Source organism: Acidocella sp., assembly GCF_035535915.1.
Lineage (GTDB): Bacteria > Pseudomonadota > Alphaproteobacteria > Acetobacterales > Acetobacteraceae > Acidocella.
The window spans coordinates 13,351-35,030 of record NZ_DATLPB010000110.1 but is presented as its reverse complement, the minus strand read 5'-3'; the positions used below and the strand labels follow the sequence as shown (position 1 = coordinate 35,030).

20 protein-coding genes are annotated in these 21,680 nt (G+C 65.1%); 12 read left to right on the top strand and 8 right to left on the bottom strand.

Annotation, left to right across the window (positions count from 1 at the left end; genetic code table 11):
* Positions 1-113: 113 nt before the first annotated feature.
* A complete protein-coding gene (gene mscL / locus VNC39_RS14700; RefSeq protein ID WP_325400399.1) occupies positions 114-572 on the bottom strand; it encodes a large conductance mechanosensitive channel protein MscL in 459 nt (152 codons plus the stop codon).
* A 227-nt stretch (positions 573-799) separates the two neighbouring features.
* Here mscL and VNC39_RS14695 point away from each other — a divergent pair, with 227 nt between their 5' ends.
* Both VNC39_RS14695 and VNC39_RS14690 read left to right on the top strand, forming a co-directional pair.
* On the top strand, positions 800-1,189 hold the full coding sequence (locus VNC39_RS14695) for a hypothetical protein (RefSeq protein ID WP_325400398.1): 390 nt from the start codon (positions 800-802) through the stop codon (positions 1,187-1,189).
* A gap of 51 nt (positions 1,190-1,240) precedes the next feature.
* Complete coding sequence (locus tag VNC39_RS14690) at positions 1,241-2,197, top strand: acetyl-CoA carboxylase carboxyltransferase subunit alpha (RefSeq protein WP_325400397.1); 957 nt, start codon at positions 1,241-1,243, stop codon at positions 2,195-2,197.
* Positions 2,198-2,246: 49 nt separating this feature from the next.
* Here VNC39_RS14690 and VNC39_RS14685 read toward each other — a convergent pair whose 3' ends face one another.
* Entirely contained in the window at positions 2,247-2,669 is a 423-nt protein-coding gene (locus tag VNC39_RS14685) for a hypothetical protein (protein WP_325400396.1), read from the bottom strand.
* 112 nt (positions 2,670-2,781) lie between these two features.
* On the opposite strand from VNC39_RS14685, the gene VNC39_RS14680 reads away from it, so the two are divergent.
* The 6 genes from VNC39_RS14680 (at position 2,782) to VNC39_RS14655 (ending at position 10,485) form a co-directional block, all read left to right on the top strand.
* On the top strand, positions 2,782-3,663 hold the full coding sequence (locus VNC39_RS14680) for a glycine--tRNA ligase subunit alpha (protein ID WP_325400395.1): 882 nt from the start codon (positions 2,782-2,784) through the stop codon (positions 3,661-3,663).
* Complete coding sequence (glyS, locus tag VNC39_RS14675; RefSeq protein ID WP_325400394.1) at positions 3,656-5,656, top strand: glycine--tRNA ligase subunit beta; 2,001 nt, start codon at positions 3,656-3,658, stop codon at positions 5,654-5,656. The genes VNC39_RS14680 and glyS overlap by 8 nt, the downstream gene beginning before the upstream one ends.
* An 11-nt stretch (positions 5,657-5,667) precedes the next feature.
* Positions 5,668-8,337: a pyruvate, phosphate dikinase gene (gene ppdK / locus VNC39_RS14670; protein WP_325400393.1), complete on the top strand. Its 2,670-nt coding sequence runs from the start codon at positions 5,668-5,670 to the stop codon at positions 8,335-8,337.
* A gap of 220 nt (positions 8,338-8,557) precedes the next feature.
* Positions 8,558-9,394, top strand: coding sequence for a universal stress protein (locus VNC39_RS14665; RefSeq protein ID WP_325400392.1), 837 nt, complete (start codon positions 8,558-8,560; stop codon positions 9,392-9,394).
* 71 nt (positions 9,395-9,465) lie between these two features.
* Complete coding sequence (locus VNC39_RS14660; protein ID WP_325400391.1) at positions 9,466-9,882, top strand: GNAT family acetyltransferase; 417 nt, start codon at positions 9,466-9,468, stop codon at positions 9,880-9,882.
* Positions 9,883-10,056: 174 nt separating this feature from the next.
* The gene (locus VNC39_RS14655) at positions 10,057-10,485 is read left to right on the top strand and encodes a CHRD domain-containing protein (protein WP_325400390.1); all 429 of its coding nucleotides are present in this window, start codon (positions 10,057-10,059) and stop codon (positions 10,483-10,485) included.
* Positions 10,486-10,548: 63 nt separating this feature from the next.
* Here the strand turns inward: VNC39_RS14655 and VNC39_RS14650 are convergent, their stop codons facing one another.
* From VNC39_RS14650 to VNC39_RS14640, 3 genes are all read right to left on the bottom strand, one after another.
* Positions 10,549-11,127, bottom strand: a complete 579-nt coding sequence (locus tag VNC39_RS14650; protein WP_325400389.1) for a YqaA family protein — start codon at positions 11,125-11,127, stop codon at positions 10,549-10,551.
* 239 nt (positions 11,128-11,366) lie between these two features.
* A complete protein-coding gene (locus VNC39_RS14645; RefSeq protein ID WP_325400388.1) occupies positions 11,367-12,794 on the bottom strand; it encodes an ATP-binding protein in 1,428 nt (475 codons plus the stop codon).
* The gene (locus tag VNC39_RS14640; protein ID WP_325400387.1) at positions 12,791-13,510 is read right to left on the bottom strand and encodes a response regulator; all 720 of its coding nucleotides are present in this window, start codon (positions 13,508-13,510) and stop codon (positions 12,791-12,793) included. The genes VNC39_RS14645 and VNC39_RS14640 overlap by 4 nt, the downstream gene beginning before the upstream one ends.
* Positions 13,511-13,815: 305 nt before the next feature.
* On the opposite strand from VNC39_RS14640, the gene VNC39_RS14635 reads away from it, so the two are divergent.
* On the top strand, positions 13,816-14,937 hold the full coding sequence (locus VNC39_RS14635; RefSeq protein WP_325400386.1) for a type III PLP-dependent enzyme: 1,122 nt from the start codon (positions 13,816-13,818) through the stop codon (positions 14,935-14,937).
* Positions 14,938-14,966: 29 nt separating this feature from the next.
* A complete protein-coding gene (locus VNC39_RS14630) occupies positions 14,967-15,668 on the top strand; it encodes a dienelactone hydrolase family protein (RefSeq protein WP_325400385.1) in 702 nt (233 codons plus the stop codon).
* A gap of 150 nt (positions 15,669-15,818) precedes the next feature.
* On the opposite strand, the gene VNC39_RS14625 is transcribed toward VNC39_RS14630, so the two are convergent.
* The 3 genes from VNC39_RS14625 to VNC39_RS14615 form a co-directional block, all read right to left on the bottom strand.
* On the bottom strand, positions 15,819-17,984 hold the full coding sequence (locus VNC39_RS14625; protein ID WP_325400384.1) for an RNA degradosome polyphosphate kinase: 2,166 nt from the start codon (positions 17,982-17,984) through the stop codon (positions 15,819-15,821).
* 145 nt (positions 17,985-18,129) lie between these two features.
* Positions 18,130-18,798, bottom strand: a complete 669-nt coding sequence (locus VNC39_RS14620; RefSeq protein ID WP_325400383.1) for a chromosomal replication initiator DnaA — start codon at positions 18,796-18,798, stop codon at positions 18,130-18,132.
* Positions 18,795-19,901: an AI-2E family transporter gene (locus VNC39_RS14615; RefSeq protein ID WP_325400382.1), complete on the bottom strand. Its 1,107-nt coding sequence runs from the start codon at positions 19,899-19,901 to the stop codon at positions 18,795-18,797. Before VNC39_RS14615 ends, VNC39_RS14620 begins: the two co-directional genes overlap by 4 nt.
* A gap of 127 nt (positions 19,902-20,028) precedes the next feature.
* On the opposite strand from VNC39_RS14615, the gene purM reads away from it, so the two are divergent.
* Together purM and purN are read left to right on the top strand one after the other, a co-directional pair.
* The gene (gene purM / locus VNC39_RS14610) at positions 20,029-21,066 is read left to right on the top strand and encodes a phosphoribosylformylglycinamidine cyclo-ligase (RefSeq protein WP_325400381.1); all 1,038 of its coding nucleotides are present in this window, start codon (positions 20,029-20,031) and stop codon (positions 21,064-21,066) included.
* A complete protein-coding gene (gene purN, locus VNC39_RS14605) occupies positions 21,063-21,650 on the top strand; it encodes a phosphoribosylglycinamide formyltransferase (RefSeq protein ID WP_325400380.1) in 588 nt (195 codons plus the stop codon). The genes purM and purN overlap by 4 nt, the downstream gene beginning before the upstream one ends.
* Positions 21,651-21,680 lie beyond the last annotated feature (30 nt).

Sequence of the window (21,680 nt, the reverse complement as noted above, 5' to 3'; positions counted from 1 at the left end):
TGCCGCCCGGCGGGCCAACGCGCGCATCGTCACGATGCGCGCGTTGGCCCGAATTTCTGTCTCCATTTCAGCTCGTTGCGTCGAACCGCGTGGCTGGGGGCACGGCGCCGGGATCAGGGGCGGCTGGTCTTGAGCAGGTCGCGAATTTCTGTGAGCAGGGCTTCCGTCGGCGTGGGCGCCACGTCGGCGGGCGGCGGCGCCTTGTAGAGCTTCTGGAGCAGCCGGACCATCCAGAAGATCGCTGCGGCGATGATCAGGAAATTGATGACCGCGTTCAGGAACACGCCGTAATTGACGGTTACGGCGCCGGCCTTCTGCGCTTCCGCCAGGGTCGGCTCCACCGCGCCCCGCAGCGTGATGAAATGATTGGAAAAATCCACGCCGCCGGTGAGCAGGCCGAGGAGCGGGGTGATGAGGTCTCTGACCAGGCTGTTGACGATGCCGGTAAAGGCGGCCCCGATCACCACGCCGACGGCCAGATCGACGACGTTGCCGCGCAGGATGAAGGCTTTGAAATCGTCGAACCAGCTTGGTTTGGACAGAGCGAACCGGGTGTGCAGCAAATCTGACATGTCGGTCTCCTTGGGAAAGCAGCCTCTGTTGGTCGGTGGTGCACGGCCGCGTTGTCGGGCGGCCGCTGACATTTGCATTTAGCCCATTCATCGCCCTGAGGAAGGCTCCGGCCTAACTTTCGGGCGTCCGATCGCCGGCATTGTGCCGGTCGGCGCGCCGGACGTGATAGCGCTTGCCCGGCGCGGCCACGGTTTGGGAAAAGGGAGCGGCAAATGAGGAGAGTGCGATGCGGAGCGGGATTCTAGTCACTGGTCTGGCCCTGCTGCTGGCGGGGTGCGGCTCCGGGACCGGGCGGCTTTCCGGAGGTGCTGCGGGCGGTGCCGCCACCGGTGCGGTCATCGGCCTGGTCGGCGGGCCGATCGGTGTTGTGGTCGGGGCCGGCATCGGCGCCGGGGCGGGCGCCATGACCTCGAGCAACACCACGCCCAAGCAGGTCGATCTCGGCCCGCCGCCGTGGGAGCGCGGGCAGGCGCAGGCTGAGGCCCGCCCGGAGCGGGCTGCACAGGCCGCTCCGGTGGAGGCGCCGCCGGCCCAAACCGATCCGTCCGCGCCGATTCAACCGCGGCCGGATGCGGCGCAGCCGGTTCAGGCGCAGTCGCTCCCGCCGCCGCGTTAGCGGGGCCGGGCGGCTTCCTTCCGCGAAGATATGTGCTAAACGCCGGGACCCATGCGCCAATTTCTGGAATTCGAAAAACCCGTCGCCGAGCTCGAAAGCAAGATCGAGGAATTGCGGCGCATGTCGTCTCCCGGCGAGATCAACATTGCCGACGAGGTGGCGCGGCTTTCGGCCAAGGCCGACAGCCAGCTGCGCACCCTCTACGCCAGGCTAACCCCGTGGCAGAAGACTTTGGTGGCAAGGCATGCGGAGCGGCCGAAGGCGGCGCGGGTCATCGCCGCGCTGATCACCGATTTCACGCCGCTGGCCGGTGACCGCGCCTTTGCCGACGATGCCGCGATCATCGGCGGCATGGGTCGTTTTCGCGGGCAGCCGGTGATGGTGATCGGCACCGAGAAGGGCACCGATACCGAGAGCCGCATTAAATATAATTTCGGCATGGCCAAGCCCGAGGGCTACCGCAAGGCGCGGCGGCTGATGGAACTGGCCGGACGCTTCAATCTGCCGATCCTGACCTTCGTGGATACGTCCGGGGCGTTCCCCGGCATCGAGGCCGAGGCGCGTGGCCAGGCCGAGGCCATCGCCCGCGGCATCGAGGCGTGCCTGTCGGCGCCGGTGCCGCTGATCGCAACGATCATCGGCGAGGGCGGGTCCGGCGGCGCCATCGCGCTCGCCGCCGGCAACGCCGTGCTGATGATGGAGCATGCGATCTATTCGGTGATCTCGCCCGAGGGCTGCGCCTCGATCCTGTGGCGCGACGCCGCGCAGGCGCCGGTGGCGGCCGAGGCGATGCGCCTCACCGCGCAGGATCTGCGCCGGCTGGGGTTGATCGACGAGGTGGTGGCCGAGCCGCTTGGCGGCGCCCATCGCGACCCGGAAACAGCGATCGCCAATCTCGGCAACGCCCTCGCCCAGGCCCTGGAGCCGCTCAAATTCCTGGCCCCGGAATCGCTGCGCGCCCGCCGCCGTGAAAAATTCCTCGCCATGGGCAGGCTCGGGCTCGGCTGAGGATGAGAAAAGGGCCGCTTTTTGAAAAAAGCGGCGCAAAAACTTTTTGTTACTCCGGGCCGGTGGCGGTGAAGGCGGCGCGGGCCAAACTGTCCCGTTTCGAGCGGCCGTTGAGCAGGCCGATCGCGGCCACCAGGCCGAGCGCCAGACCGATGATGCCGGTGGCGGCGTTGTACTGCATCACCGCGGTGATGCCGACGGCGATCGCCAGCATGCCCGGCCAGCGCCGGCCGAAAGCGAAACCGACCGAGCCGCAGAGCAGTGCCGCCCAGCCGAACGCCTGCTGATATTGCAGCCACATCAAGGCGGCGCGGTGCGCGCAGAATACCGGCGCGTTCGCGGCGCTACACAGGCCGATGGCCATGAGCGGCACGACCGCAAGCTTGCGGAATGCAAACATGCCGCCGCCGATCAGCGCGAGCAGTGAGAGCCCCATCCAGTCTTCCGCGCGCGGGCGGATCAATTTCCTCATACGCGGCGCTTCCTCACTTCTCGTCGGGACGTCGAGCTTGCGGTGGTTGCTCTCGGTCGTCCAGGGCCGTATTGCTGCAATGCATTACGTTTCAATCAGTATTACACGGTTCATGACAAGCCACACCAGCAAGAAATCTGCCAAAAGTTTTCAGGATATCATCCTGACCCTGCACAATTTCTGGGCGCGCCAGGGCTGTGTGATCCTGCAGCCCTATGACGTGGAAATGGGGGCCGGCACCTTTCACCCCGCCACCACTTTGCGCGCTTTGGGGCCCAAGCCATGGCGCGCGGCCTATGTGCAGCCTTCACGCCGGCCGTCGGATGGGCGTTATGGCGAGAATCCGAACCGGCTGCAGCATTATTACCAGTATCAGGCGCTGCTGAAGCCGAGCCCGGACAACATCCAGGATCTGCTGCTGGAGAGCTATGACGCCATCGGCATCGACCGCAAGCGTCATGATATACGCTTCGTCGAGGATGACTGGGAAAGCCCCACGCTCGGCGCCTGGGGGCTGGGCTGGGAAGTGTGGTGCGACGGCATGGAGGTGACGCAGTTCACCTATTTCCAGCAGGTCGGCGGCATTGCCTGCGTCGCCCCCTCGGCAGAGCTCACTTACGGGCTGGAGCGGCTGGCGATGTATGTGCAGGGCGTCGAGAACGTGTACGATCTCGATTTCAATGGCGCCGGCGTGACCTATGGGGATATTTTCCGCCGCGCCGAGCGCGATTACAGCAAATATAATTTCGAGCTGGCCGATACCGCGATGCTCATCCGGCATTTCGAGGATGCCGAGCGCGAATGCGCCGCCCTGGTGGCGGAGCGCGTGGCGCAGCCGGCTTATGATCAGTGCATCAAGGCGAGCCACGCCTTCAACCTGCTGGATGCGCGCGGCGTGATCTCGGTGGCCGAGCGCGCCGCCTATATCGGCCGGGTGAGAAACCTGGCGAAGGCATGCGCGGAAATCTGGTTGACGGGCGAAGAGAATGCTTGAGTTTTTCCTGGAACTTTTTTCGGAAGAGATCCCCGCCCGGATGCAGGCGCAGGCGGCGTCCCAGCTTGCCGCCCTGGTTGCGGAAAGCCTCGCGCCTTTGAAACCTGCCGCCGCGCAGATTTATTACGGCCCGCGCCGGCTGGCCTTGCGCCTGCACGTGGCGGCGGAAGTGCCGGCCGCGCAACTTTCCGAACGCGGCCCTCGGGCGAGCGCGCCGGAGCAGGCGCTGGCCGGCTTCCTGCGCAAGCATAATGCAACCAAAGACCAGCTGGTTCAGGACGGCGATTTCTGGGTGCTGAACAAGAGCGTGCCGGCCATGTCCGCGCGCGAATTGATTTTCTCCGGGCTCCCGGCGGCGCTGGCGAAACTGCCCTGGCCGAAATCCATGCGCTGGGGTTCCGGCGGCGAATTCACCTGGGTCCGCCCGCTGCGCCGCATCGTTTGCCTCCTCGATGGCGAGATTGTTCCCTTCCAGCTCGGCCCTGTCACGGCGGGCAACGAGACCGAAGGCCACCGCGTGCACGCGCCGGGCGCCGTCGCGGTGTCGTCCGCCGCCGACTGGGAGCTGAAATTGCGCACGCATCACGTCATCGCGGACGCGACGGAGCGGCGCAAACTCATCGAAGCAGGCGTCGCCGCGCAGGCGGCGGCGCGCCAGCTCAGCGTCGCCGAGGATGGCGCGCTGCTCGATGAGGTGACGGGGCTGGTGGAATGGCCGGTGCCGCTGGTCGGCCGGATCGACGATGATTTCATGGATCTGCCGCCGGAAGTCCGCGAGCTCTCCATGAAGATCAACCAGAAATATTTTGCCTTGCGTGATGCAGGCGGCCAGCCGGCGCCCTATTTTGCGTTCGTGGCCAATCTGGCGGCCGACGATTCCGGCGCGGCGATCATCGCCGGCAATGAACGCGTTTTGCGCGCGCGCCTTTCCGATGCGCGGCATTTCTGGGATCTCGACCTGAAGACGAAGCTGGAAGCGCTGCTACCGAAGCTGGAGAAGATCACCTTCCATGCCAAGATTGGCACGCAACGCGAGCGTACGAAGCGGATCTCCGATTTGGCAGGGAAAATCGCCAACCAGCTCGGCGCCACCGCCGCCGAAGCGAACGACGCGGCACGCGCCGGGCTATTGTGCAAGGCTGACCTCGTCACCGGCATGGTTGGCGAATTTCCCGAACTGCAGGGCATTATGGGCGGCTATTACGCGGCCCGTGATGCGCATGAGAGCGCAACGATCGGCGCGGCCATTCGCACGCACTATCAGCCGAAAGGGCCGGGCGATGACGTGCCGCGCGGCCTCGTCGCCGTGAGCGTGGCGCTGGCGGACAAGCTCGACACGCTGATCGAGTTCTTCCGCATCGGCGAGAAACCCACCGGCTCGGGCGACCCGTTCGCGCTGCGCCGCGCCGCGCTGGGCGTGATCCGCATCATTCTGGAAAATGATTTGCGCCTGCCGCTTGCGTTTCTGGAACCTGATCTGCGCGATTTCATTCTCGAGCGCCTGCGCGTGAAATTGCGCGGCGAGGGCGAAAGGTTCGACATTCTCGACGCGGTGCTGGCCGGCGGGCGCAACGACGATCTGGTCGACATCATGCGCCGCGTGAACGCGGTGCGTGATTTTCTCGCAACGCCCGACGGCGCCAACCTGCTCACCGCCTATCGGCGCGCCGCGAATATTTTGCGCATCGAGAACGCCAAGGACGGCCCGCACGACGGCGAGGTGAGCGAAGCGCAGTTCGTGCAGGATGAGGAACACAGCCTCAACAATGCGCTGCATCAGGCCAAGGCCGACAGTCTGAGCAAATTCGCAAGCGGAGATTATGGATTCGCAATGAACGAATTCGCCGGATTGCGCGGACCGGTCGATGCGTTCTTCGATAAAGTCACTGTAAATGCCGAGATGTCACAAATTCGCCTCAATCGGTTGCGATTGCTGGCCAAGTTGCGTGACACGATGCATCAGGTTGCTGAGTTCGCGAAATTAGAAGGCTAAGGAGCAGAACGATGACCAAGTGGGTTTATAATTTCGGTGCCGGTGTGAATGATGGGCATGCCGGTTTGCGCAACCTGCTCGGTGGCAAGGGCGCCAACCTTGCCGAAATGGCGAGCATCGATCTGCCGGTTCCGCCCGGCTTTACCATCACCACCGAAGTCTGTACGTCTTATTACGATAACGATAAAAAATATCCGGCCGATCTGCGCGGTCAGGTGGATGCAGCACTCGCCCGCATCGAAACCGCCGTCGGCCGTAAATTCGGCGACAAGGACAAGCCGCTGCTGGTCTCGGTGCGCTCCGGCGCCCGTGTCTCCATGCCCGGCATGATGGACACCGTGCTCAATCTCGGCCTCAATGACAGCACCGTGCAGGGGCTGGCCGCCGGCTCCGGCGATGCGCGCTTCGCCTGGGATTCCTATCGCCGCTTCATCCAGATGTACGGCTCGGTCGTGCTCGGCGTCGATCATCACCGGTTCGAGGAAATCATCGAATCCGTCAAGCTCGATGCCGATGTGATTGAAGATACGGCGCTCACGCCTGAGGATTGGCAGCGCGTCGTGGAAGGCTACAAGCAGATGGTCGCGGAAGAGACCGGCAAGCCTTTCCCGCAGGATCCGGTGGACCAGCTCTGGGGCGCGATCGGCGCCGTGTTCGGCTCCTGGATGAATCCCCGCGCCAATACCTATCGCCGTTTGCACGACATCCCGGCGAGCTGGGGCACGGCGGTGAACGTGCAGGCGATGGTGTTCGGCAACATGGGCGATGACTGCGCCACCGGCGTCTGCTTCACCCGCGACCCTTCCACGGGTCTCAACGAATTTTACGGCGAATATCTCGTCAACGCCCAGGGCGAGGATGTGGTGGCCGGCATTCGTACGCCGCGCCCGCTCTCCAAGGCCTATGCCAAGCCGGGCGAGGTCAGCATGGAAGAGGCGTTGCCGCAGGCCTATGCCGAACTCAACAAGGTCCGCGATGTTCTTGAGAAACACTACAAGGACATGCAGGACATCGAATTCACGGTGCAGCAGAACAAGCTGTACATGCTGCAGACCCGCGCCGGCAAACGCTCGGCCGCGGCGTCGCTGCGCATTGCGGTGGAAATGGCCAATGAAGGGCTGATCGACCGCGACACCGCGATCATGCGCGTCAACCCGGCGTCGCTCGACCAGTTGCTGCATCCCACGCTGGATCCCAAGGCGGAGAAGAAGCGCTTCGCCAAAGGCCTGCCGGCGAGCCCGGGCGCGGCCTCCGGCGCCGTGGTGTTCTCGGCCGACGAAGCCGAACTGCGCGCGCATAAGGGCGAGTCGGTCATTCTCGTCCGCATCGAAACCTCGCCGGAGGATATTCACGGCATGCATGCGGCGCGCGGCATTCTCACCACGCGCGGCGGCATGACCAGCCACGCCGCGGTGGTGGCGCGCGGCATGGGCCGCCCCTGCGTCGCGGGCGCGGGCGGCATCAATGTCGATTACGGCGCGCAGACCCTGAGCGCCGACGGCGTTCTGCTCCGCGCGGGCGATATCCTGACCATTGACGGGGCGACCGGCGAAGTGTTCGCCGGCGCCGTGAAGATGATCGAGCCGAAATTGTCCGGCGAGTTCGGCACGTTGATGGGGTGGGCCGACGCCGCCCGCCGCCTCAAGGTGCGGGCCAACGCGGAGACCCCGCTCGACGCCGAGACCGCGCGCAAATTCGGCGCCGAGGGCATCGGCCTTTGCCGCACCGAGCACATGTTCTTCGACCCGCAGCGCATCGGCGCCATGCGGCAGATGATCATGGCCAAGGACGAAGCGGGCCGCCGCGCCGCCCTGGCCAAGCTGCTGCCGTTCCAGCGCGACGATTTCCGCGCTCTGTTCAAGATCATGGAAGGGCTGCCGGTCACCATCCGCCTGCTCGATCCCCCGCTGCATGAATTCCTGCCGCACGGCGAGGCGGAGCTGGCGGAAGTGGCCCACGCCTTGGGCATGAATGAAGCCGCGATCAAGGCGCGGGCGGAAGAACTTTCCGAGACCAACCCGATGCTCGGCCATCGCGGCTGCCGCCTCGGCATCTCCTATCCGGAAATCTACGAAATGCAGGCTCGGGCGATTTTCGAGGCGGCGATCGAGGTCGGCAAGACCGCCGCCGCGCCGGTGCCGGAGATCATGATCCCGCTGGTCGGCACGAAGCGCGAGCTCGACATCACCCGCGCGCAGATCGAGGCGGTGGCGAAGGACGTGTTCGCGGAGGCCGGGACCTCGATCGAATACAGCATCGGCACCATGATCGAGCTGCCGCGCGCCGTCCTGATCGCCGACCTCATCGCCGAGAACGCCGATTTCTTCTCCTTCGGCACCAACGACCTGACGCAGACCGTGTTCGGCCTCTCCCGTGACGATGCCGGCAAGTTCCTGCCGCATTATGTCGAGCAGGGCATCCTGACGAAGGACCCGTTCGTGTCGATCGACGTGGACGGCGTGGGCGCCATGGTGCGCATCGGCGCGGAGAAGGGGCGTGCCACCAAGCCGGGGCTGAAGCTCGGCATTTGCGGCGAGCATGGCGGCGATCCGGCCTCCATTGCCTTCTGTGAGGCGGTGAAGCTCGATTATGTCTCCTGCAGCCCATACCGCGTGCCGGTGGCGCGCCTGGCGGCGGCGCAGGCGGCCATCGAGGGGGCGCAGGCCAACTCCACGGACTAGAAGGAGAAAAAAGGAAGTAAGCGCTACTTTTTGTGAACAAAAAGTAGCAAAAAAACTTTGTTATGCCGGGCCATGGGCGTGTCGCCGACACAGCCCATGGCCCAGCGTAAAAAAAAGTTTTTGCGGCGCTTTTTTCAAAAAGCGCCTGCTTTCTTACTGTCGCGTCCCCATCAAATCGCCTAATATTCCGTTCCGGGTTTCATAACAGCGGAGCGGCGCTATGAGCGATGCGACGGGTTACGCGACCATGATGGTCCGGCTGCAACTGGCGGACGACAACACTGCCTTATTGAGTGTTGCCATCGGCCTTGCCAAGCGTTTCGAGGCGCGGCTGATCGGTGTGGCGGTGTGCCGGCCGATGCAGATCGTCTATGGCGACGGGTATGTGATGGGCGACCTGATCCGTGCGGACCAGGAACAGATCCAGCGCGACCTGCACGATGCGAAACAAGTTTTCGACAATGCGGTCCAGGGGCTGCAGGCGGAATGGCGCGGTACGGAAATTTTCGCAGGCATTCCGGGCTATCTTGCCGAGGCGGCGCGCGCCGCCGATCTTGTCATCATCGGCCATGACCGCGGCGCGTCGCTGCTCGATCCGGCGCGCCGGGTGGAGAATTCCGACCTGGTGATGCAGGCCGGCCGGCCGGTGCTGGTCGTGCCGCATGACGTTGCGGCGCTGAAGCTGGACCATGCGCTGGTGGGGTGGACGGACACGCGGGAAACCCGCCGCGCCGTGCGCGACGCGCTGCCGTTCCTCGCGCGCGCCGGGCAGGTGACGCTGGTGGCGGTCGTTCCGCCGGTCGAACTGGACGCCGCGACGAAGCGGCTCGCCGATGTTCAGGCATGGTTGCAGGGCCATGGCATCAAGGCCGGCGCGCTCACCGCCGCCGCCACCGGCGATGACGCCATTCGCCTCAATGCCATCGCGCGCGAGCACAAGGCCGACCTGCTCGTCGCCGGCGCCTATGGCCATAGCCGGTTGCGTGAATGGGTGCTGGGCGGGGTGACGCATGACCTGCTGCTCCGCGCCGAGCGCTGCGTGCTCGTCTCGCACTGAGAGCGCCGGCGCCGTCTTGCCCCGTCGGTTGGTTCGGCTACTGAAGGGGCCTAACTTTTTCAGGATGTTTCATGCCGTTGACGATTAGACGGGCTACCGCTGATGATGAGCCGGCGGTGGTGGCGCTGTGGCGCGCGTGCGACCTGGTGGCGAGCTATAACGATCCGGCCGCCGATTTCGCGTTCGCCAAGGCTGGTGCCTGCTCGGATGTTCTGGTGGGCGTAGATGAGGCCGGCCGCATCAAGGCGAGCGCGATGGTCGGGCATGACGGGCACCGCGGATGGCTCTATTATGTCGCCTCGGATCCGGAATCGCGCGGCGCCGGATTTGGCCGCCAGATCGTGACGGCGGCGGAGGCTTGGCTGCGCGAACGCGGGGTCGTCAAGGCGCAACTCCTGGTGCGCGAGACCAACACCAAGGTGGTCTCGTTCTATGAGCGTCTCGGCTTCGAGGTGGCGCCGCGCGTGGTCATGGGGAAGTGGCTTTGACCGCGCATAGGCTTTTCAGAAGGAAGAACATTGCATGACATGGCGAGTCCGGAACGGTTGGGCGCCTCGCGCACTGGACGGAATCGCCATAGTTAGGTGTACTGACCACCGTCACAAGCCGTGCCATGCCGGCAGCGCGACAACCACCATCCACGTTGAATGAGGAGATACAACATGAATCTTAGCCCCCGCGCGCTGGCCCCCTTGGCCGCCGCTATGCTGCTCGCGGCTGCGCCGCTGGCCCAGGCCAAGCTGGTGAAGTTTTCCGGCACGTTCGGCCCCGAACATGGCACCACCACGACGCCGACCGGCCATGTGCGCGGCGTTCTGGATACGGCGACGGACAAGGTTACGTACCATATCTACTATGCGCATCTTTCCGGCCCGGTGCTGATGGCGCATTTCCATGGTCCGGCCATGGCCGGCCAGGAAGCCGGTGTGATCCTGCCGATCCCCGGCCCCTACCATAGCGGCATGCACGGCACGCTGACCGCCAGCCCGGACACGGTCAAGTACCTGCTCGCCGGCCAGACCTATGTGAACCTGCACACCGCCGCCCATAAGGATGGCGAGGCGCGCGCGCAGATCACCCCCGCCGGCTGAGTCAACGAGGGAAGCGGTTCCGCCGCTTCCCTCGCCAATGCGCGGGCGGGCGGATGCGCCGTTTCAGGCGTATTTCAGGACCAGGAACCCGGCGACCAACAGCACGGCGAAGAGCCCTGTCACCAGCCCGAGCCGCCGTTCGATGAAGGCCTGGGCGGGCGGGCCGAATCTCCGCAGCAGGACAGCTTCCAGAAAGAACCGCCCGCCGCGGGTCACCAGGCTGGCCGCCATGAACACCGGAAAATTGAAGGCCGCGGCGCCGGCGGCGAGGGTGACGATTTTGTAGGGGATCGGCGTCAGCCCTTTGATCAGAATGATCCACACGCCGTATTGCGCGAATTTCTGCTGAAACGCCACAAAGGCAGCGTGGTAATGGTAGAAATCAATGATCGGCTGCGCCAGTTTCGTAAACAGCTCGAAACCGATCAGATAACCCAGTGCGCCGCCCAGCACGCTGCCGGCGGTCGCCAGCGCCGCCAGCCATAGCGCCCGGCGCGGCTGCGCCAGCGCCATCGGGATCAGCAGCGCATCCGGCGGCAGCGGAAAAAAGCTCGCTTCCGCGAAAGCAATCGCGAACAGCCAATAGGGTGCGGCGGGTCGCCCCGACAGGGCGATGACACGGTCATAGAATTGGCGGAGCATGGCTTTGCCTGCCACAGGCATCCGCGCGCGGCAAGCAAAGAAAGGAAGGCTACTTTTTGTGAACAAAAAGTAGCAAAAAAACTTTGTTATGCTGGGCGGAGGGGCTGAAGGTTCCGGCGGTGCGTAGCACCGTTGGAATAGTCCCGGAGGCCATGGGCGTTGTCGGCGATAACGCCCATGGCCCAGCATAATAAAAGTTTTTGCGCCGCTTTTTTTAAAAAGCGGCCGCTTCCTTAAACTTATACCGGCAGCGTCACGCTGGCCCGCAGGCCGCGCTCCGGCAGGTTCAGGAGCGTGATGTCGCCGCCATGGGCGCGGATGATGTTGCGGGCGATCGACAGGCCGAGGCCGGAGCCGCCGGTCTCGCGGTTCCGGCTGGTTTCCAGCCGCCGGAACGGTTCGAACACGGTTTCCACATCTTCGATGGCGATGCCCGGGCCGTCATCGTCGATGTCGATCTGCGCGAACTCCTTGGTCCGCGGGTGCAAGGTTACCCGCGCCGCGTCGCCATATTTCAGGGCGTTGCCGATGAGGTTGGTAAGCGCGCGTTTCAGGGCCAATGGCCGGGCCTGGATGGTCAGATGGTCCGGGCCGGAAAATTCCAGCGTCTCGGCCAGCTCCGGCGCGCCGTCCGCGGTCTCGTCGAGAATTGTGCGGAGCAGGCTGGCCAGGTCGATGCGGACCAACGGCTCGGCGGTGGTGATGTCGCGGCCGAAGGCCAAGGTGGCGGAAACCATCGCTTCCATCTCGTCCAGATCGGCCAACATTTTCAGCCGCTGCTCCTCATCCTCCATATATTCGGCGCGCAGCTTGAGCCGGGTGATCGGCGTGCGCAGATCATGGCCGATGGCGGTGAGGAGAAAGGTCCGGTCTTCGACGAAACGGCGGATGCGCGCCGCCATGGTGTTGAACGCGTTCGCCGCGGTGACGATCTCGATCGGCCCGACCTCGGGGAGGGGGGGCGCGCTCACCACGTCGCGGCCCAGCCGCTCGGCGGCGTCCGCCAGCGTGCGCACCGGCACCAGAAGCCGCCGTACCGCCCAGACGATCATCACCGCGCCCAGGACCATCATCACGACGAAGGCCGTGGCGAAGCCCGGCGAGCGCCATGGCGCCGGCGACGGCAAAGACGAGGTGAGGGTGAGCCACATGGAGGGTGGCGGCAGCAGCCCCGGGGGGAACAGGAATTCCGGCGGAATCGGCTGGCCCATGTCCGGCGGCAGCATCGGCAGCAGGTCGTAGGGCAGGCCGTCCGGCAGGCCGAAGCTGATGATCATGCGGTGCCCGGCGCTGAGCAGCAACAGTCCGCGGACATGGATGCTGCGCGGAATTCCATAGGCATAGATGCTGGCGCGGATGATCTGCCGTGCCGCCAGCGGCAATTCGTGGTCGCCCACCGGCGGCAGGGAGCTCAGCGTCAGCCTGTCGCCGGAGGACAGCGCCTCGTGTGCCACCAAAGCCTGGCGTTGGGCGGGCTCGGCCGAGGCGATATGCCGGTAGATGATCACCGCGCGGGTCGCGAAATTCCGTTCCTCTTCGATCCGTTCCAGCGAGATCTGGTTCAGCGTGTGGATCAGCAGGCCGAGCAGCAGGATCAGCGCGAAGCCCACCAGCAGGATCAGGATGGTGCGGCCGGCGAGACTCCTCGGCGCCAGGCTCGGAATCAATGGCGCTCGACAGGGGTGGAGAGCACGTAGCCGCCGCCGCGCACGGTTTTGATCAATTGCGCGTTGCGGCCATCATCCTCGAGTTTGCGGCGCAGCCGCGAGACCGCGACATCGATGGCGCGGTCGAACGGGCCGGCCTGACGGCCGCGCAGCAGGTCCAGCAGCATGTCGCGCGTCAATACCCGGTTCGGGCGGTCCAGCAGCGCCACCAGCAGATCGTATTCGCCGCCGGTGATGGCCACCTCCACGCCATTCGGGTCGAGCAGCCGGCGCCGCGCGGTCTCCAGCGTCCACCCGGAAAAACTATATGTCTTGGCGGCGTTCTCGGCGTGGCGCTCTTCCGAGTCGCTGGTGCGGCGCAGCACTGCGCGGATGCGCGCCAGCAGCTCGCGCGGGTTGAATGGCTTGGTCACATAATCGTCGGCGCCGAGTTCCAGGCCGATGATGCGGTCGGTCTCCTCGGCCAGGGCGGTGAGCATGATGATCGGCACCTTGGTCTCGGCGCGGAACCAGCGCGCCACCTCCAACCCGCCTTCGCCGGGCATCATCAGGTCCAGGACAACCAGTTGGAAATGCCCGTTCGCGAAGGCCCGGCGTGCCTCCTTGGCGTCGCGGGCGGTGGTCACGCGCAGGCGTTGGCGTTCCAGGAATTTTCCAAGAAGGTCACGGATTTCGCGGTCGTCATCGACCACCAGAATATGCGGTAAGGCGTCCATGGCTGTTACAATAGCGTCGCACCCTGGCGTTGGGCAGTCTATGTTGCAATTGGTGACAATTGGTGAGGACATCGCAACGATCGCAGAAAGTCTCTTGCGTCCCGGAAAAACTCGCCTTATTGGCGGCATCACGCAGCAACGCACGTGCCTCTGCCGGTCTTTCTCATGAGGATTGGTTACGCAACGACGTCAAGCGTTCTGGCAGCACTGTCCAGGGAAACCCGGAAGTTGCTGGTTCGTTAGACCGTTTCGAAACCGCGCCCGTCGCTTTGTCCAGGCGGGCCTTCATAGGAAAGGTGAGTGCGATGACTCCGAAAATCGCATCATTTCTGGATGCCAGCCCGGCTACGCCCTGCCTGGTGGTCGATCTTGACCGCGTCGACGCCAATTACGAGGCGTTGCGCGCGGCGCTGCCGGCGGCGAAAATCTATTATGCGGTGAAGGCCAATCCGGCGCCGCAGATCCTCACCCTGCTCGCGGCCAAGGGCGCGTGCTTCGATGCCGCCAGCCTGCCGGAAATCGAGGCCTGCCTGAAAGCCGGCGCGCCGGCTTCGGCCATCAGCTTCGGCAACACGGTCAAAAAGGCCACCGCCATCGCCGCGGCCTATAAATATGGCGTGCCGCTCTATGCCTTCGACTCCATTGAAGAGCTGGAGAAAATCGCCCACCGCGCGCCGGGGGCGAAAGTCTATTGCCGCATCGCCGTTGCCAATGAGGGTGCCGACTGGCCGTTGACGAAGAAATTCGGCACCACCGTGGAGCGCGCCCGCGAGCTGATGCTCGCCGCACCCGGCCTTGGCCTCGTGCCGCATGGCCTGTCCTTCCATGTCGGCAGCCAGCAGACCGCAACGCCGGCTTATGAGCTGGCCATCGCCAAGGTCGCCATGCTGTTCACCGACCTCAAGGCCAGTGGGCTGGAGCTGAAGATGCTCAATCTCGGCGGCGGCCTGCCGGTGAACTACCGTGAGGACGTGCCCGGCCTGGAGATTTTCGGCGACGCCATCATGGACACCCTGATCGCGCATTTCGGCAACGACCTGCCGGAGATCCTGATCGAACCGGGCCGCGCCGTCGTCGGCAATGCCGGCGTGGTCGCCTCCGAGGTGGTGCTGGTATGCCGGCGCATGGCGGCTGACGAGCGCCGCTGGGTGTATCTCGATATCGGCCGCTTCGGTGGCCTGGCGGAAACTGAAGGCGAGGCGATCCGCTATCGCATCACCGCCGGCAACGGCGCCACCGGGCCGGTGGCCCTGGCCGGCCCGAGCTGCGACGGCGTCGACATCATGTACGAGAAAACCCCCTACCAGCTGCCGCTCGACCTGCAGGCCGGGGACCGCGTGCTGATCCACGATACCGGGGCGTATGTGACAACTTACGCAAGTCGTAACTTCAATGGTTTCGCTCCGCTCGAAGAGCATTATCTGTAGGGCCTCTTCACAGGGTAAAGGAACCTCATATGCGTGAAATCAAGCTCAAGGCGGCGGACGGTGCGGGCGAATTCTCGGCTTTTGTCTGGGAGCCGAAGAACAAGGAATCGGCTGGCGCCGTCGTGGTGATCCAGGAGATTTTCGGCGTGAACGACGCGCTGCGCGAGACCGCCGCCAGCCTCGCGGAGATGGGTTTCATCGCCATCGCCCCGGATCTGTTCTGGCGCCAGCAGCCGGGCGTGGATCTGACCGACAAGACCGAGGCCGAATGGCAGAAGGCGTTCGCGCTGATGAACGGCTTCGACCAGGATAAAGGCGTCGAGGATCTGAAGGTGACGCTGGACGCCGCCCGCAAACTCCCGGGCAGCAACGGCAACGCTGGTACGATCGGCTTCTGCCTCGGCGGCCGCCTGGCGGTGATGATGGCGACCCGTTCCGACGCCGACGTGAACATCTCCTATTACGGCGTCGGCCTCGATGGGCTGGTGCCGGAATTCGACAACATCCAGGCGCCGCTGCTCATGCACATCGCCGAGAAAGACGAGTACTGCCCGCCGGAAGCGGTGGAAGCGGTGCTCGACGGCGCCGAGGACAATGAGTTCATCGACGCGTTCGTCTACCCGGACGTGCACCACGCTTTCGCCCGCGTGAACGGCGTGCATTACGATGCGCGCGCCGCCACCATCGCGAATGGCCATTCCGCCGAGCTGCTGGCTGAAGTGCTCGGCTGAGTAGGTAAGTAAGCGCTACTTTTTGTGAACAAAAAGTAGCAAAAAAACTTTGTTAAACTGGGCCCGCGCCGTTTCAACGCCTCAGGCCCAGCGTAAACAAAAATTTTTGCGCCGCTTTTTTTAAAAAGCGGCTTCTTACTTGCTCGCTTCCTAATCGACCCGCCGCTTATAGCGCCCGCGCGTCCGTTCCGGCTGCAGCCCGCCATGCAGCGCCGAGCCGCGCCCGGACAAAGACGGGTTGGTCATGAAATACTCATGCGCCGAGGCGGGCGGATCGCCCGGGGTCACGCGCACCCAGCTGCCGTCCGGCCGCAATTCTGAGGATTGCGCGTCGTCGCGCAGATTCACCACCATGATCTGGTCGAGAATCTGCGCATGCACGGTCGGGTTATGGATCGGCACGAAGGTTTCCACGCGCCCGTCCATGTTGCGCGCCATCCAGTCGGCGCTGGACATGAACACTTTGTTTTCCCGCGAAGGCAAAGCGTGGCCGTCGGCGAACACGCAGATGCGCGAATGTTCGAGGAAGCGCCCGACGATGGATTTCACCCGGATCGTCTCGGAGAGGCCGGGTACGCCCGGCCGCAGGCAGCAGATGCCGCGCACGACGATGTCGATCGGCACGCCGGCGCGTGAGGCCTCGTAGAGCTGATCGATCAGCCGGTCGTCCACCAGCGAGTTCATTTTCAGCCAGATGCCGGACGGCTTGCCGGCCTGGGCGTTGGCGATCTCGGCTTCGATCAGCGCGCCGAGGGTCTTGCGGATGGTCAAAGGCGAGAAGGCGAGTTGTTCCATCTCTTCCGGCCTGGCGTAGCCGGTCATGTAGTTGAACAGCCGGGCGGCGTCGCGCGTGAGCGACGGGTCGCAGGTGAAGAAGGAGAGGTCGGTATAGATCCGCGCCGTGATCGGGTGGTAGTTGCCGGTGCCGAAATGCGCGTAGGCCCGCAGGCTGCCGCTCTCGCGCCGCACCACGTAGGACATTTTCGCGTGCGTCTTCAGGCCGACGAAGCCGAACACCACCTGCACGCCGGCGGCTTCCATCGAGCGGGCGAGGCGGATATTCGCTTCCTCGTCGAAGCGCGCGCGCAATTCGACCATCGCGGTCACCGATTTTCCGGCCTCCGCCGCCTCGATCAGCGCCTTGACGATCGGTGAATCGCGGCTGGTGCGGTAGAGCGTCTGCTTCACCGCCACCACCGCCGGATCGGCCGCCGCCTGACGCAGAAACTGCACCACCACGTCGAAGCTTTCGAACGGATGGTGGACGAGAATGTCCTTGGAACGGATCGCCGCGAAGCAGTCGCCGCCAAAGTCGCGGATGCGCTCGGGGAAGCGCGCGGTGTACGGCGGGAAAAGCAGGTCCGGCCGGTCGTCGACGATCATCTGCTTCACGTCCACCAGGCCGATAATGCCGGTCTCGGTCGTGACCCCGTCGGCGGGCGCATCGATCGCGTCGATCACCAGGTCGCGCAGATCGTCCGGCATGTCGGCCTGCACCGTGAGCTGGATGGCGACGCCGCGCCGCCGCCGCTTCAGCGCGGTCTCGTAGGATTGCACCAGGTCCTCGGCTTCCTCCTCGAACTCCACGTCGGTATCGCGGATCAGCCGGAACAGGCCCGAGCCCTGCACCTGGAAGCCGGGGAACAGCCGGTGCATGAAAATCCCCATCAGCTCCTCGAGCATGATGAAGCGGATCGGCTTGCCGTCGACCTTCGGCAGGCGCACGAAGCGCTCGACCTGGGCGGGCATCGGGATCAGCGCCGACATCTGGCCGTGATCGTCGTCGCGCGTCAGCTTCAGGGCCATCACCAGGCCCATGTTGGGGATGAAGGGGAACGGGTGCGCGGGGTCCACGGCCAGGGGCGTGAGCACCGGAAAGACCCGCTCCATGAAATAATTGTCGAGGAAATTCGCATCGTCGAGGGCGAGTTGCGCGGCGCCGTAAATGACCATGCCGGCCTGCGCCAGGAGCGTGCGGACCTGGGTGAAGGCGGCCTGCTGGGCGATCATCAGCTCGCGCGCGCGGGCGTTGATCGCCAGCAATTGCTGGGCCGGCGTAGCGCCGTCGGCCGAGCGTTCCAGCACGCCGGCGCGGGCCTGGCCGATCAGCCCGGCGACGCGGACCGAGTAGAATTCGTCGAGATTCGATGCGCTGATGGAGACGAAGCGCAGCCGCTCCAGCAGCGGATGATGCGCGTTCTCGGCCTCGGAAACGACCCGGAAATTGAAGTCCAGCCAGGACAGCTCGCGGTTAATGAAGCGGGCGGGGCTGTCCTTGGCGACCTCGGGAAAAGGCAGGGGCGTGGTCTGGTCCATGGCGGCGTCCTATGAGCGGTTGCCGTCGTCCGTCCGGCGCGGCGAATCAATGGGTCGGAGGTCAGCCTAAGTCGGTACGTCGCCGTTGCAAAGATGTCCGTCCCCGTTGCAAGAAGACCGTTGCGAGAATGTTGCAAGAATTAGGTCAAAGATCTTGTCGAAGGTCTTCTCCAAGATCCTGGAGCAATTCCGCCGCCAAAGCACGGGTCAGCCGGGCGCCGCGGTCGAAGGCGACGCGGTCCAGCCGGGCCACCGCCTCGCGCATCGCGGCGGCGGTGCGCGGCAAATGGGTCAGCAGATAGTTGCGCACCGCGATGCCGAGCGCGAGCTGCCGTTCCGCCGTCAGCCGGGTCAGCAGTAGCGCCAGCAATTCATCCTCCGGGGCGCGGATTTCCACCACCTCGGAGGCGCGCAGCCGGCTGCCAAGATCGGCGAGCTTGTAGGATTGCCGTGCGGGCGGCGTGCGCGCCGTCATCAGCACGGGGAACCCCTCCTCGGCGGCGCCGTTGAGCAAATGCAACAGCGTGCGCGGGTCGGGGACGATGTCCGCATCGTCCACGGCGACCGGGCCGGCCGGGCGGATGAGCCCGTGCAGCGTGCCGCCGTCGAGTTTCGTGGCCCCATGCGCGGCGGCCCAGATATGCAGCAGATGCGTCTTGCCGCAGCCGGCTTCGCCCCACAGCACCAGCCTTCCATTGCTCCAGCTTTGCGGCCGCTCCAGCCAGTCCCGCGCCAGCGCATTGGAGGGCGCGCCGCAAAAATCTTCCGCCGCGAACCCCTGCATTTCCAGGAACGGCAAAGTCAGCTGCCTCACGATGGCGGGGCGTCCAGATAAAGCGGGCTGTGCAAATAGCGGCGCAGCCAGAAGCGGGCCAGCACGCCGAGCGTCGCGGTGACCGGCACCGCCAGCATCACGCCGAGAAAGCCGAACGCCGCCCCGCCGGCGAACAGCGAGAAGATCACCCACACCGCCGGCAGCCCAACGCGGTCGCCGAGAAAGCGCGGTTGGATCACATAATCATTGAGGGCCTGGCCGAAGGCGAACACGGCGACCACGGAAATCACGCTGTGCCAGCCCGGCGCCTGGCTGAGCGCCAGCAGAATCGCCGTGACGGCGCCGAACAGCGTGCCGACATAGGGGATGAAGGACAGGAACCCGGCGGCGAGCCCGACAACCAGGCCTTGTTCCAGCCCGACGATGGTCAGCCCGACCGCATAGACCAGCGCCAGAACCAGGCAGCAGATCGCCTGGCCGCGGATCCAGGCGGCCAGGATGCGGTTCACCTCGATCGCCTGGGCGCGGATCACCGCCTCATAGGGGCGCGGCAGCCAGCTATCGACATGGCGGATGATCGCCGGCCAGTCACGCAGGAAGTAGAAGGTGACGATCGGCGTGATGATCAGCAAAGTGAGGATGTTCACCACCGCGAAGCCGCTGCCGATGATACGGGTGGCGGCGGTGCCGAAGAAGGAGACGATCGTGCCGGCCTGGTTGGCGGCGATGTCGCGCAGCTTCTGGCTGATCAGCCCGGGACCGAGCCGCATCTGAACCACGGCGAGGAGATGGCCGAAAGTGTTCTGCGCCGTCTTGATATAGCTTGGCAGGTTGCTGACCAGCGCCGCCGCCTGGGCGGCGATCACCGGATAAAGCAGCAGAATGAACAGCACGCCGGCCATGATCACGGCGATCAGCAGCAGGAAGGTGCCAAGCGGGCGCTTGAGGCCGATCCGCTCCAGCCGGGTCACCGCGGGGTCGAGAAAATACGCCAGTCCCGCCGCCACCACGAAGGGCATGAGGATCGAGGAGAACAGGCGCAGAAGTTCCCACAGCACCAGCAGCACCACCGCCACCAGGGCGATGCGCTGCCACTGCGTCTTGTGCGCCGACAGGTTGTTTGGCTGCGACCCGTTCACCATGGGCGAAGAATTGGCGCCGGAAGCGCGGCCGGTGATTGCGCGCCGCGCCTGCCTGTGTTGAAACGCGGCTGAATTTGGACAGCAAACTGCGAAGTCATGACATTGGCTTAGCGCATCGGAGGCTGATATGACCAGCGTGACGTACCGCGATGCGGGCGTGGATATCGAGGCGGGCGACGCCCTTGTTGAGGCGATCAAGCCATTGGCGAAAGCGACGGTCCGCGCCGGGGTGATGGGCGGTCTCGGCGGCTTCGGCGCGCTGTTCGATCTCAAAGCCGCGGGCTTCACGGATCCGGTTCTGGTCTCCACCACGGACGGCGTCGGCACCAAGCTGAAAATCGCCATTGAGACCGGCATTCATGACCATGTCGGCATCGATCTGGTGGCGATGTGCGTCAACGATCTCGTGGTGCAGGGCGCGGCCCCGATGTTCTTCCTGGATTATTACGCCACCGGCGCGCTGGAGGTGACGGCGGCGCAGCGCGTGATCGCCGGCATCGCCGAGGGCTGCCGCATCTCCGACTGTGCCCTGGTTGGCGGCGAGACGGCGGAAATGCCGGGCATGTATGCCAAAGGCGACTATGACCTCGCCGGCTTTGCCGTGGGCGCGGCCGAGCGCGGCAAGCTGCTGCCGGCCAATGTCGGCCCGGGCGACGCGATTATCGGCCTGCCTTCCTCGGGGGTGCATTCCAACGGGTTTTCCCTGGTGCGCAAGATCGTCGCCCTGGCGGGGCTCGACTGGCACCAAGCCGCGCCGTTTGCGCCCGGCAAGACATTGGCGGAAATCCTCATGACGCCGACGCGGATCTATGTGCGGTCGATGCTGGCGCTGCATCAGGCCGGGCTGCTGAAGGGCGCTGCGCACATCACCGGCGGCGGCCTGCCTGGGAACCTGCCCCGCGCGCTGCCCGAGTCCTGCGGCGCATTGCTCAACGGGCCGTGGGAGATGCCGGCCATCTTCCCCTGGCTCGCCCGTGCTGGCAATGTCGCGCCGGAAGAGATGCTGCGCGTGTTCAATTGCGGTGTCGGCATGACCCTCATCGTTTCCGACGCCGAAGCGGCGATGAAGCTGCTGCGCCAGCAGGGCGAGACCCCCTTTCGTCTCGGCCAGGTCACCGACCGCCCGGGCATCGAGATTTCGGGCACGGAACGCCTGTTCGCATGAGCGTAAGGCCGCGCGTCGCGGTGCTGATCTCCGGCCGCGGCTCGAACATGCAAGCCTTGCTGGACGCCGCAAAGGCGCCGGATTACCCGGCCGAGATCGCGCTGGTGCTGTCCAACAAGCCGGAGGCGGCGGGGCTGGACATTGCGCGCGGGTACGGCGTGATGGCGCAGGCGATTCCCAGCAAGCCCTTCGGCCGCGACCGCGAGGCGCATGAGCGCGCCCTCGACGCAATGCTGCGGGAGCGGGACATCGCCATCGTCTGCCTCGCCGGCTATATGCGCATCCTCACCCCCTGGCTGGTCAATCGCTGGTCCGGGCGCATGCTCAACATCCATCCCAGCCTGCTGCCCGCCTATAAAGGGCTGGACACGCACGCCCGTGTGCTGGCCGCAGGCGAGGCGCGGCATGGCTGCACCGTGCATCTGGTGACCGACGGCATGGATGAAGGGCCGATCGTCGCCCAAACCGAGGTGCCGGTGCTGGCCGGCGACACGGAAGCGAGCCTGGCCGCCCGCGTGCTCGCCCAGGAGCATCTCCTCTACCCCGCCGCTTTGGCGAAACTGGCCCGGACGGTGACGCCGTAGCGCGGCTGTTTTGGCTTGAAACCGACGCGC